Consider the following 13,088-nt stretch of genomic DNA (forward strand, 5'->3'; position numbering starts at 1 on the left):
TTTTTTTTAGAATAGGAAATATTTAATCAATGACCTAACATCAACCTATCAAGTTTTTTCTTAATCTTAAAAAATAGTGCATTGGAAAAGAAAAATGCACGAACTTTTTTCTTGAATCCACAATTAATTAAAAAAATAATTTTTAACATTTCACCATTGTATCTATAATTCTCTAACATTATTTCTGTACTTAACTCTTTTTGTTCTTTTTGTTTCAATCGTTTGTTGTAACGTTCTAGAAATTCTTCGATTGCAATCTGGCGAGAATGGTATTTATCATTAAAGACTGAATAATTTGAGTTTCTTGAAATTGCGTTACCATCATGAATTCGATAATATACGATAATGTCGTCAATTCTTATTCGCTCTTCTGCAAAAAATCGTATACACAAAGACCACCAAGTATCTTCATTAGGATATTTTGTCGGTATAGGAGTAACTTCGCTAAGCATCCCTTTTGACATTAAAGTTAGAGGTCCACTCCAATTAAATGTCTTCATATTTTTAGGCAGTATTAGTCTGTCATACTTCTTATTTGTGGAAAAGACTCTCATTCTACCACAAACGGCAATTCTCTTATTTGAATCTTTTTGCTCCACATATTTCATCCAATTTTGCAAAGCATCTGGAGGAATCAAATCGTCGGCACCCATAAAATAAAACCAATCACCTTTAGCATGCTTAGCAGCTAAATTAAATGCTGCATTTTTCCCGATTTTCCCCGGTTGGAAAAAGGCAATTTTCTCACTATGTTTTGCAGCAAGGTCATTTACAATTTGTCCTGTCCTATCAGTCGAACCATCATCAACTATTAGTAATTCAAAATTCTTGTACTTCTGTGAGAGTACACTATTTATTGCTTCAGCTATATTTTTCTCTTCGTTATACGCTGGCATGATAAGTGTTATCAATTTGGGTTTCACCACCATTATTCTCATTAATTACTTTAATAAGTTTATTCGCAATATATTCTGGAGTAGAATCGTAGTATATCTTTTTTATGTCATTAAAATTGATATATGAAGTACAATTACTCTCTATAAATGAAAGAAGTGTCTTTTTATTACTTTCTATCAATTGTTTATCCTGTTTTAGCATACAAACATACGGATATTTTTCTAAAACCTTGATAATAGGATCCTCACTGTGTTTATACAGCAGAATAATTGGTCTACCACAAGACATATATTCATAGACCTTACTTTGCATTTGTGAAATATCATGATTACCTATTAGTAAAAGATACGAAGCACCTTTCATCGCGTTGATAGCTTCTTTACTAGTAACAGTACCATGATTTACAATGTTTGCACTAAATCCTTTAATTTGCTCATTAACAATTTGATTACAATCCCCTGTAATGAATAAGTGCAGCATTACAGATTGATTTACATCTATTATCTCTTTGAGCAAATCAAGTGTATATTGTGGATGACGAATTTTTCTGCTTAATCCACCTGCATATACTATAGAGATTTCCCCACTTTGTGCAATTACGTTATTTTCTGTTATATCATCAATTTCCTTTATTAAAGGGTGTTCTACATAAGTTATCTTTTTTTCAAACTGTGCAAAATGTTTCTTTATATGATCTGCCCACGAAAAATACGTTAATATTGCCTTACTTTGTTCAATCATTCTCTTTTCCAATTGTAAATGGTTTTTCATTTTTAAACTTCTATTAAAATCAAACCAATGAGCTGTCTTGCTCGTACTATATTTATCAAATAAAAAGGGAATAATTTTTATGGTATCGAGTTTGCTAGAATTATATTTTTGAGCAGCTAATATACTTTCAATTGGATTACATGCCGGTATAATAACGTCTATTTCATCCTCAATAGAATTCAAAGCCTGTAAATATTCTTCAACTAATTCATACTCGACTGTATACCTAGAAACTAAAGTTTTTGACACGTGAATCACCTTATTAAAAGTCAACAACTGCTTCCAGAAAGTTTTCTTAATCCCTGTACTACTATTTATTTTTTTCTCTATCTTTTTCCTTTTCTTTTGTCTTAAGGTACTGACCCTTACTATTTCATGATTACGGTATTGCCCCCTACTATTGTTTTCACTGGGATCATTGCTAATCACTGTAATATGATGATTATTTTCTAATTCCTCAACAATATTCCCTAAACACCTTGAGTTAGCGGAGTATTTAGGATGATAACTTCCCGTCATAACTACTATATTCAATACATCTCCCCCCTCATTAATGGTTGTTTTATTAATGTTAACCCGGATTTTTATTTATCAGCCATACCCCAAACTGACCTTGTGAACACTATCCTTTTCTTGATCATTAGCCAGTACAAAGATAGAACCCAAAATGCCATAAATGTAACTGGTTGTGAAAAAACTTGGTTGTTTCCTGGAAAATAAAAAATTAGTATGAACATCAAGCACAATAAAGGGTATGCTATAATTTCTTTTTCAACAACACACTTTTTAACTACAAAGGCAAAAAATCTACCTAATAAGAACATAATTATAAGCACCCCAATCCAATGTACATCGTTTGCTATCCAAGTATAATAACTGTGCCAAGCGGACATTGGATTAATACCCTTTAAGGCCAACTTCGACTGATACGTATATTGAAACATGTCATTATTAAATAAATCACTGAAATTGGACATTAAAAACATTGAATTCCCAATTCCAAACATTGGTGTCCATTGTATTTCAATGATTCTCGAAAAAGCATAGTATCCTTGAGTAAGATAAGAAGTAAGATAAATTAAAGTTGGATGGAAGAATTCCGGGCTAATCTTCATTAAGGGAGCATCCATATTGACACTATAATAAGAATGATTATTTGTCCTATCACCAATTGCATTTGTAAAATAACTTATACATAAAGTAAGTAATATCAATATTAATAATATATTTTTTTTTCCTTTTGTTTCCCTTTTTTTAAATACCTCATTGTTTATATTTTCATGTTTATTCTGCATTTTTCTTATTAATATAATAGAAATAATTATTATAGCTAAGTCAAATACACCCTTGTTTCTACCCATAATAATCCATCGCATTGCCTCTAATGAAAACATAATTATCACAAGTACCTTATAGGAAATATTTAATCTTTTAAAATACACTACCGACAAAGGAAATGCAGCCCAAGTTATGGGAGACGTGAGTACAATTATTAGAAAAATTATTCCGCCTTCACTTCCACCACCAAATGATTCTTTATAAGCGGAAAGTGGATTTGTAATTCCATTGATTGTCTGGTCTATTAGTGCTGATAATGAAAAGATTGATATATTTGTATAAGTAATTGTGCTTATAGAGGTCATTATTATTCCGAAAATGATAATAAATTTAATAAATCGCTTTATTTTAATACTATTGGAAGTTATTAAATTTTCCTTTTTCGAATCTAAACCAATAGGAATACGGGCTTTATTTATTTCATATAAATACCCGAATGAAAAAAACAGCTGATATAATAATAAAAATGTATAAAGAAAATATGGATTGGTATTTATCCAAGTTGTAGGTCCAAATGTATATAAAATAAGGGTGAAAATAAAATAAATTTCAGCAACCAATAATGGTTTTAGAAGATTAAACCTTGTCCTATTTCTTATTGATTGAGGATTATTACTTTGATCTGATTTAGTTTCTAACATCTGTTTTTCAGTCATTAATTAAACCTCTTTATCTAAAATAATCAACTGTAGAACTTCTCTTAATTAAAATGCTTTTCTAAAATATCAATTGAACGTTGCAAATTTAAGTTACTTTCAATAAATTTACGTCCATCACTCCCTTTAATTGACAATTCTTTACTTATTGCCATCGCCTTAATTTTTGATACAAAAGAATCGGCATCCCCCGACCATACCCATTCACCACAGTTGGACTCTTCTATTAAATCTCGAAGGTCAGTGATCTTATCTGTAGCTGCAAGTACGGGTTTGCTATACTCCATATAGGATAAAATTCGGGAAGGATAGTTTGGAATTGTAAATCTAGGATCTAACACGATTAGTCCTACATTACATTCTTTTGTAATCTGTTCGTATTCATCTCTGGGTAGATTTTCAATTAAAAGGGCATTTTTAACTTTTTCTTTTCTAATTGTCTGTTCTAACTTATGCCTATCTGTCCCTCTACCAATGAAAAGAAAATATATTTCCTCATCATTTTTGCACTCCTCAACTGCCTTACACAACAACTTTATATACTGTGGTCTCCCCATATTACCTCCAAAAAGAAAAACACAGGCTTCATGAGGAATACCATAGCGTTCTCGCATGGGAAACCCACTATCTTTAATATTATTTGTTAGTTTTTTTGTGTTCGGGAAGATTTCTACTTTCCCTTTATCCAACCAAACATTGTGTTCAATTATATAGTTTTTGTTTGCAACTGACATACATCCAATAATATCAGCAGTGCGATATAACATTCTTTCCTTTGCCGCAAAATATCTATACAATAATCCATTACTCTTTATAATTTCCAAATCTACTGCATTTTGTGGAAAAATGTCCTTCAGCATTAAATAGGCTGGACAGTGAAATTTTTTCTTAGCCCATGCAACAAGACCAGCATTGGTTACTGGAGGAGCTTCAAATAAAATAAAATCAAATTCTCTGTCTCCTAGAAATTTAGTAATACCTTTTTTCATTAAAATTGGGATTTTTAAAGTAGTTATACCTTTTTCTATAAAACTAACATCATAGTAGTTTCCGGTCACAATACGTAGTACATCAAAACCTCGTTCTTTCTTCATTTCAGTATGTTGTTTATTTCTAGCCTGTTCCGATACAGCTACTGTAATCTCATGACCAGCTTCATTTAATGCCTCTGCTAAATCTGTATAAATAGTAGCCCCCTTATCTGGTTCTGGAAAAGAAGTCGCAATGTATAGTACTCTCAAAATATCTCTCCTCATTTTCTGCCGCACACCATTTTCTCGTATAATTAGTTAGAGTTCCACTAAAAGTTCCACAAATGATAAACCTGGTGACACCCAACTTGTTTACAACCAACTTTATGGTAAAAGTTAATTGCACCCAAGTTTCGTAATTGGGTGCCAACCTTAATTTCTTTAACACCTTGTTGATATGCTCCGTATTCTACTGCCTTAAATAGGCTAGTTCCAATACCACCTTTAGTTTCTTTTTGAGACACAGCAATTAGCTCAATTACACATGCATTATCTACATACGAAAATAATAAAAAACCATTAATATCGCCTATTTCATCCTTAGATAATGCATAAAACTTGTCAGTCTTTTCAAAAGAATTAATAAGCCATTGTTGATAGACCTGATCCCCACCACGTTTAGCTAATTCAGGGTCCTCTGTAAATTTCGAGAACTGGAAATCTGCTATCTTTATGATTTGATCATTCTTTTCTAGTGCTTGGTGTATTGTTACGTTCTTTGATTTCTCATCTAAAGCTAACAATTTTTTCTTAAATTGTATATTTATATCTACCAAAAATGCTGTAGTATTTTTCCCAATTAACTGTGCATTAATGGGCTCAGAGTTCATATTCATGATTGAAATAAACTGATAATCTTTAAACCTAGTATTTAATTCAAGCCATTCATTTAATGTAAGAGGTTTATGCAGAGTAGATTTCGCACTAGCAACACCAAAAAAGTCTGTATCCCATTTCAATTCATTAAAAGTTACTGATATTCCCATATTTTCCAATACAATTTTCCCCTTACATTCCTACACTTGTATTTTTATTTGATTTGGTACTCTTTTCTGTTACATATATATCTTCGCGCTTCAGTACCGTTATAGCTGTTTTGGAAAATATTTTAATATCAAGCCACCAAGAAAGGTGATCAATGTAGTAAATATCATTTTGAATTCTTTCTTTCCACGGCACAGTATTTCTATAGTACGCCTGATTAAACCCCGTTACTCCAGGTCTAACTTCAAGCTTTCTTTCATCATTACCCTCATATAACTCATGATGCTCTGGTAAGTCAGGTCTAGGACCAATAATACTCATATCACCCTTAATTATGTTTATAAGTTGAGGAGTTTCATCAAGACTTGTTTTACGGATGAACTTTCCAATGGTTGTTAATCTAGGATCATCTTCTGCATTAAACGTTGAACCATCTTCATTTCTCAAATCAGGAGCATTCATTTTCATGGAACGGAATTTATACATTTTAAATATTTTTCCATATTTTCCGAGTCGTGGTGCATTATAAAAAATTGAGCCTTTGTCTTGAAAGTAAATAATTGACCCTACAATAACTAGAATAATAAACCAGAATGGTAGGGCTATTAAAGCTAGCATTAAATCAAATACTCTTTTAAAGAAATGCTTATACATCTTGCAACCCACCTATAACTTCATTTAATGCTTTTTTCATATTTCCAGTCACGTACTCGACATCTTCATTAGTCAACAAAGTATGAAGAGGAAGCGTAATTTCATTAACATACTGCTTATAAGCATTTGGATAATCCTTAATATTAAATCCTAGATCCTTATAGGCCGTAAACATTGGTAATGGCTTATAATGGACGTTACATGCAACACCCACTTCAGCCATTTTAATAATAATTTCATTTCTCTTTTCTTCACTAATTCCAGGAATCCTAACTAAATAAAGATGGCCTGACGAGGCAAAGTCCTCACCATAATGCTGCAAGCTTTGAATACCTAATGGTCGAAGCGCTCTATCGTACATCTCAATAATCTCTCTACGTCTTTCTAGCAGACTTTCATATCTATCTAACTGTATTAAACCAATACTGGCCATAATATCAGTCATATTGCACTTATAGGCTGGATAAACAATATCATATTCCCATGCACCTATCTGAGTTTTTGCTAGCGCATCTTTAGATTGACCATGTAGGCTATATAGCATAAATTGCTTATAAAGCCAATCATCATCTAACCCACCATCATTTCGCCAGACAACAGCTCCACCTTCAGCCGTTGTAAAATTCTTTACTGCATGGAAAGAGAAGCAAGTAAAATCCGCAACTTGCCCACATTTCATTCCTTGTCTCTCCGCTCCAAAAGCATGAGCAGCATCCGTCATAATAATTATTCTATTAAATAAAGACTGAACTTCATTATTTGGCTTAAATAACTCTTTCTTATTTTCTACTATTTCAAAAATAGTATTGTAGTCGCACATCTTCCCGGCAATGTCTACAGGAATTATGGCTTTAGTTTTTTCAGTTATTGCGTCTGCTAATTTAGAGTAATCCATTTCAAATGAATCTTCGGCTGTATCAACTAATATTATTTTTGCCCCTACATGTTCTATAACAGAGGCAGATGCAGTATAGGTGTATGCAGAGGTAATGACTTCATCACCAGGTCGGATACCTAAAATCCGAAGTGTAAGCTCCATAGCAGCTGTTGCTGAATTCAAGCAAACAGCTTTGTTTGTCCCGACGTATTTAGCTATTCTTTTTTCAAGCTCTTTAGTTCTTGGTCCAGTTGTAATCCAACCCGACTTCATTGCTTTTACAACCTCTTCAATCTCCGCTTCTTGAATATCTGGTGGAGAGAATGAAATATTTCTTAAATACGTTTTAATCATTTTAATTTTCCTCGCTTAATTTAAGTTAGTTTAGTTTGTTAGGACTTGACTGAAATCTGTTAAACCACTCTTCCAACCAACTACTGACCCACTAAATTTAATCTACCTTAGATGCCTCATAAAAATTATTCTGTCCTTTAAGTTAATCAGAATATAGGTTTACAAAAAGATCACATTAATGGCGAGTTTCTACTATTATATTTACTTGTTATTTTTAGCTCTTTGTAAATCACCTAACATACAAGCGGGTCCCTCACAAAAAGGACCCTCCTTGTTTATTTAATTCACATTCTTGACTAACAGCCGCTCTTTCTTATTTGCCAATCCCAAAACATACTGGGACAAATAATCACCATTAAACGACTGATGATTTTCTATAAGGTTAGCTACTCTCTCATAATCAAATTCCACAGTCTTTCCTATAAATATCTTTGGAAATACCTCTTTCTTATGAACCTCATTTTCTCCTAAGAGTTCTTCATACATCTTCTCTCCAGGTCGAATCCCAGCATACTTAATTCCAATTTCATCAAGGTTATAACCTGAAAGTTTAATAAGGTTCTTAGCAAGGTCTACAATCTTAACAGGTTCTCCCATGTCTAAAACAAAGATTTCCCCGCCTCGTGCTAACGCACCCGCTTGCATAACTAGTCGTGAAGCTTCTGGAATTGTCATGAAGTAACGAGTCATATCTGGGTGTGTCACCGTAACTGGTCCACCGTTTTGAATCTGATTCTTAAATAGTGGAATAACTGAACCTCGGCTTCCTAATACGTTACCGAAACGTACGGCGACAAAGTTTGTTTGGCTTTCCTTGTCCAATTTTTGAATAACCATTTCAGCTATTCGTTTTGTTGATCCCATTACGTTTGTAGGATTAACCGCTTTATCAGAAGATACAAGGACGAAAGTTGTGACACCAAACATATCTGCTGCTTCAGCTACGTTCTTCGTACCAATTACATTGTTCTTAACGGCTTCTTTCGGGTTATCCTCCATTAACGGAACATGCTTGTGTGCTGCTGCATGGTAGACAACGTCTGGTGCATGTACACTCATCACTTCAAAGATACGATCACGGTCTTGAATATCTGCAATAATAGGAATAATTTCAAAATCTTTACCGTGTTTGTTTTGAAGTTCCATATCAATTTGATAGATGGAGTTTTCACCATGACCTAACAATAGGAGCTTTTTTGGTTTGAATCTGCTCACCTGTCGGCAGATTTCTGAACCAATTGATCCACCAGCACCTGTAACCAATATTGTGTTTCCTGTCACTGTCTTTGAGATGCTATCAATATCAAGTTGTACAGGATCTCTGCCTAAAAGATCCTCTACTTGCACTTCACGGAATTGGTTAACAGATACTTTCCCCGATACAATGTCTTCAATCATTGGCATAATCTTTGTTGTTGCTGTAGTTTTACTGCACTCTTGATAGATTTTCTGAATTTCTTTCTTGTTTAAGGAAGGGATGGCAATTATGATCTTTTCAACGTTAAGTTCTTCAACTAGCTTCGGAATATCTTTGGTTTTGCCGAAAACGGTTACACCATAAATCTGAAGTCTTTGTTTTTTGGGATCATCATCTACAAAAGCAACTGGATATAGATCAGAGTCATTGCTCTTTTTCAATTGACGAACAAGCATCGAACCTGCAGAACCCGCTCCAATAATTAAAGCTCTTTTATTTTCAATCTGTGAGTTTATGTAACTATCTCTAAACATTCTCCAAGAGAAACGTGATCCGCCAATCAGGATAATATGTAGCATCCATGTAATCCCAAGCACGCGTACATACACGTTACCATTTACAAGTAATTGAATAAGTCCAGCTGCAAGAATGGATAACGTAACAGCACGAACGATTCCGATCATTTCTCCAACACTTGCATATTCCCATGCCCTTTGATACAAGCGATACCTAAATGCAAATAAATGATGACTGGCAAGTAGTGTAATAGAGCTAATCGTGAGCATATTGAAGTTATAAATATTGAAGTATGGATTAAGCGTATAATAACCTACATAAATTGACGTTAAAACGATTAACGAATCCAGTAGAATCAGCATCGATACCCGACTTTGATAGCTCAAACGAAACCCCTTCTTTTCGTTGTATTTTGACAAAGTAATACCCTAAGGAAAATGGAGACATTTTACTTAGGGTATTAAATTTTAATTAACTGACGTTCTGTATTATTTAACAATGCAGTTTAATGGTTTACTTTCATTTGTTCTACCATTCGCTCTAATTCTGGTAAGAGTTGCTTACTAATTTCTTTATCTTTTAAAGCAAATTCAAGCGTTGTGGTTATAAAGCCTAGTTTCTCTCCAACGTCATATCTCATACCTTCAAAGTCATAAGCAAACACGCGCTGATAATGGTTGAGCTTCTGAATGGCATCAGTCAATTGTATTTCTCCGCCAGCCCCTGTCTCCTGCTCTTCGAGATAAGAGAAGATTTCAGGCGTTAATATATAGCGGCCCATAATGGCTAAGTTAGATGGTGCTGTTCCTTGTGCTGGTTTCTCTACGAAATTCTTTACGCCATATAAATGGTTGAAGGAGCTGATCGGATCTATGATTCCATAACGGCTTGTCTGTTCGTCCGGTACTTGCTGCACGCCGATGATGGACGCCGTTGTTTCTTCATACTTCTCAATGAGTTGCTTTAAACAAGGCTTGTCCGCTGTGACGATGTCGTCACCTAGAAGGACCGCAAATGGCTCATCACCTATAAATTTTCTTGCACAATATACGGCATGACCCAAACCTTTTGGTTCTTTCTGACGAATATAATGAATATCAGCCATTTTTGACGTATGTTTGACCTTTTCTAAAAGATCGAATTTCTCTTTTTCGAACAGGTTCTGTTCGAGCTCGAAGGCATGGTCGAAATGATCTTCAATCGCTCGTTTTCCTTTACCTGTTACGATAATAATGTCTTCAATGCCTGATTCAATTGCTTCTTCTACGATATATTGAATTGTCGGTTTATCGACGATCGGAAGCATCTCTTTTGGCATAGCCTTTGTTGCCGGCAGAAAACGGGTCCCTAATCCTGCTGCCGGTATAATGGCTTTTTTCACTTTTTTCATGGTGAAGAACGTCCCCCTTTAAAAGATTCCTAAAAATTTCTTTTTTCGAATATGTGAAGGCTGCTGAATTAGAATGCTTTCACCCTTCATCACATGTTCTGCATTTTCTTGCAGATAATATCTAGCTTCTATGCCATATCGGTTTTGTATCACTTCATACGCTTCGGCCAAATGAAAACCGCGGCTTGTTGTGTTGTGCGCATCTGAGGCAATAAAGTGCGCCATGTTTGCGTGTATTAAGTCATGAGAAAAATTCATGATCTTCTTTCCAAAGTTTCCAACGATTGAATTTGCTGTAATTTGTGTCAGTGCCCCTGAAAGAATAAAGTCATATAATAAATCTGGATTTTCTAGAATTTCGCTGTTGCGTTCCGGGTGAACAATGATAGGGTGATAGTTTCTGAGAATAAGCTCATATAGTATATCTGCCGCGTAGGCTGGGACACTGGAAGAAGGAAGTTCAATAAGTAAATAGTTCACTTTGTTATGCAACGGTAATAAATAGCCCTGTTCTAGATCCTCGATTAATTCTTTGTATAGGCGAATTTCTTGTCCGGCGAGAATGTTTAACGGGATCTCTCTTTTGTTCAATTCTTGTTTAAAACGCTCTATTTCTTGCTCAATACTTGCTCTTTCGTTTTCAAACCTGCCGTTTCGATGATGGGGAGTTGCATATAAATGCGTAATTCCTTCCTCCACTGCAGCCTCAGCCATTACAATTGCATCTTCCATGGTCTGGGCGCCATCATCAATTCCAGGCAGAATATGACTATGTATATCAATCACACACTTCCCACCTTTATCGGGACTATTGAACTATAACCCTATGTAACTAGTGCCAATTACTTATGATTGGAAACATAACGCTATATTACCATAGCTGTAAATATTTACAATAGGGTTATTTTGTCGAACCTTGTTGTCCCTTATGATTTTCCGTAATAGTAATAATAATTTTCATTTCTGACATCTTTTCCATTTAACACTGAACCAATAAGGTTTGCCTTCGCATGCACAAGCAGCTCTTTCGCTTTCACGGCCCCTTCAATCTGAGTTTTTCCGCTGGATACTACTAAAATTACTCCATCTACTTTATTAGAAAGCAATTGAGCATCTGTTACAGCCATAACAGGTGGTGTATCAAACAAGATATAATCATACGAGCTTTTCGCATCTTCTATTAACTGATTCATTGACTTCGAATTGATCAACTCTGACGGATTGGGAGGAACGGGTCCACTCGGTAAAACGTCTAGATCTGGAATTTTTGAACTAACAACCGTTTCGTTCAACGTTTTTTGGCGAGTTAACACATTTGTTACCCCATAGATATTACTTACTTTAAATGTATAATGAACAGTCGGTTTACGAAGGTCGCCGTCGATCAGCAGGACACTTTTCCCTTGTTGGGCTAAAACAACAGCTAAGTTTGCGGCGGTTGTAGATTTCCCTTCTCCTGGACCGGCTGAAGTGACCATTAATGTTTTAAATTCTTTGTCGACCCCAGCAAACTGAATGTTTGTCCGGATGGTTCGGTATTGTTCCGAAATGGGAGACTTCGGATTGTTGTGTGTAATTAAACTTCTTTGGGTTAAATCCTGAATGGTTTTTCTATATTTACGAGCCAATGGTTTCACTTCCCATCCGTTTTCTAGCTGCTTTTTGAGCAAGTGGTGCTCTTTCATCTTCAACAGAGATTTTTGGAATTACGCCTAATACCGGGATCTGAAGAATGTTTTGGATATCTTCTTCTGTTTTAATGGTGTTGTCCAAGTAATCCATTAGAAATGCAAGGCCAACTCCTGCCATCAACCCTACTACTAACGCAATTGCAATATTTAATAATGGTTTCGGCTTTACAGGTAATGGGTTGTCCTTCAGTACAGCTGGCGAAAGAATTTTGACATTATCGACGTTCATAATTTCTGGAATCTCTGTTCTGAATGTATCTGCAATGGTATTTGCAATGGTTACGGCCTTAGTAGGATCTTCGTTTTCAACAGTTAAGTTAAAGACTTGCGCGTTTTGTTCGCTGCTCACCGTTATTGCATTGTTAAGAATCTCTGAGGATTCACTTAGATTTAGTTCTTCTACTACTTTATCTAAAATGGTAGGACTTTTTATAATTACACTATACGTATTGATCATCTCAACATTTGTTCTTACTTGGTTAACGTCAAGCATCGGTTGTTCACTAGATTTTTGGTTGACTAGGATTTGAGTTGATGCCTGATAAACAGGAGTCAGAATAAAATAAGAAATTACCCCACTGACAGCTACAGCGATTGCAGCGATTAAAGCGATCAACATCCACCGTTTTTTTAAGGTAGCTGCAATATCTTTTAACGAAATCGTTTCTTCCATATATGCCTCCATGTTGCTTTTTAATAGATTTTTAATTTCGTTGTATTATAGCATATTT

General features: G+C 34.7%; 12 protein-coding genes. All 12 read right to left on the reverse strand.

The genetic code is table 11. The features are described 5' to 3' along the window. Positions 1-26: 26 nt before the first annotated feature. Entirely contained in the window at positions 27-911 is an 885-nt protein-coding gene (locus tag KUV80_RS10995; RefSeq protein ID WP_222462751.1) for a glycosyltransferase family 2 protein, read from the reverse strand. Continuing rightward, a complete protein-coding gene (locus KUV80_RS11000) occupies positions 883-2,202 on the reverse strand; it encodes a glycosyltransferase (RefSeq protein ID WP_222462752.1) in 1,320 nt (439 codons plus the stop codon). The genes KUV80_RS10995 and KUV80_RS11000 overlap by 29 nt, the downstream gene beginning before the upstream one ends. 50 nt (positions 2,203-2,252) lie before the next feature. Next, on the reverse strand, positions 2,253-3,662 hold the full coding sequence (locus KUV80_RS11005) for a hypothetical protein (protein ID WP_222462753.1): 1,410 nt from the start codon (positions 3,660-3,662) through the stop codon (positions 2,253-2,255). Positions 3,663-3,706: 44 nt separating this feature from the next. Continuing rightward, a complete protein-coding gene (locus KUV80_RS11010) occupies positions 3,707-4,903 on the reverse strand; it encodes a glycosyltransferase family 4 protein (RefSeq protein ID WP_222462754.1) in 1,197 nt (398 codons plus the stop codon). A gap of 59 nt (positions 4,904-4,962) precedes the next feature. Beyond that, positions 4,963-5,679, reverse strand: coding sequence for a GNAT family N-acetyltransferase (locus tag KUV80_RS11015; protein WP_246625194.1), 717 nt, complete (start codon positions 5,677-5,679; stop codon positions 4,963-4,965). Between the two features lie 22 nt (positions 5,680-5,701). Then, positions 5,702-6,331, reverse strand: a complete 630-nt coding sequence (locus KUV80_RS11020) for a sugar transferase (RefSeq protein WP_222462756.1) — start codon at positions 6,329-6,331, stop codon at positions 5,702-5,704. Beyond that, entirely contained in the window at positions 6,324-7,562 is a 1,239-nt protein-coding gene (locus tag KUV80_RS11025) for a DegT/DnrJ/EryC1/StrS family aminotransferase (protein ID WP_222462757.1), read from the reverse strand. The genes KUV80_RS11020 and KUV80_RS11025 overlap by 8 nt, the downstream gene beginning before the upstream one ends. Before the next feature lie 279 nt (positions 7,563-7,841). Next, on the reverse strand, positions 7,842-9,662 hold the full coding sequence (locus KUV80_RS11030) for a polysaccharide biosynthesis protein (RefSeq protein ID WP_276516642.1): 1,821 nt from the start codon (positions 9,660-9,662) through the stop codon (positions 7,842-7,844). A gap of 119 nt (positions 9,663-9,781) precedes the next feature. Next, on the reverse strand, positions 9,782-10,666 hold the full coding sequence (gene galU, locus KUV80_RS11035; protein WP_222462758.1) for a UTP--glucose-1-phosphate uridylyltransferase GalU: 885 nt from the start codon (positions 10,664-10,666) through the stop codon (positions 9,782-9,784). Between the two features lie 18 nt (positions 10,667-10,684). Beyond that, complete coding sequence (locus tag KUV80_RS11040) at positions 10,685-11,452, reverse strand: tyrosine-protein phosphatase (protein ID WP_222462759.1); 768 nt, start codon at positions 11,450-11,452, stop codon at positions 10,685-10,687. A 140-nt stretch (positions 11,453-11,592) separates the two neighbouring features. Next, a complete protein-coding gene (locus KUV80_RS11045) occupies positions 11,593-12,294 on the reverse strand; it encodes a CpsD/CapB family tyrosine-protein kinase (protein ID WP_246625161.1) in 702 nt (233 codons plus the stop codon). Further along, positions 12,284-13,030 carry a YveK family protein gene (locus tag KUV80_RS11050; RefSeq protein ID WP_222462760.1) on the reverse strand — a complete coding sequence of 249 codons (747 nt, stop codon included), beginning with the start codon at positions 13,028-13,030 and terminating at the stop codon, positions 12,284-12,286. Before KUV80_RS11050 ends, KUV80_RS11045 begins: the two co-directional genes overlap by 11 nt. Positions 13,031-13,088: the final 58 nt, after the last annotated feature.

The organism is Fictibacillus nanhaiensis (genome assembly GCF_019801215.1).
Taxonomy (GTDB): Bacteria; Bacillota; Bacilli; order Bacillales; family Fictibacillaceae; genus Fictibacillus; species Fictibacillus nanhaiensis_C.

Bases quoted from the DNA above. Each gene is read 5' to 3' on its own strand.
- KUV80_RS11005 (WP_222462753.1), bottom strand. From the start codon at position 3,662: ATGACTGAAAAACAGATGTTAGAAACTAAATCAGATCAAAGTAATAAT.
- galU (WP_222462758.1), bottom strand. From the start codon at position 10,666: ATGAAAAAAGTGAAAAAAGCCATTATACCGGCAGCAGGATTAGGGACC.
- KUV80_RS11020 (WP_222462756.1), bottom strand. From the start codon at position 6,331: ATGTATAAGCATTTCTTTAAAAGAGTATTTGATTTAATGCTAGCTTTA.
- KUV80_RS11015 (WP_246625194.1), bottom strand. From the start codon at position 5,679: ATGGGAATATCAGTAACTTTTAATGAATTGAAATGGGATACAGACTTT.
- KUV80_RS11050 (WP_222462760.1), bottom strand. From the start codon at position 13,030: ATGGAAGAAACGATTTCGTTAAAAGATATTGCAGCTACCTTAAAAAAA.
- KUV80_RS11025 (WP_222462757.1), bottom strand. From the start codon at position 7,562: ATGATTAAAACGTATTTAAGAAATATTTCATTCTCTCCACCAGATATT.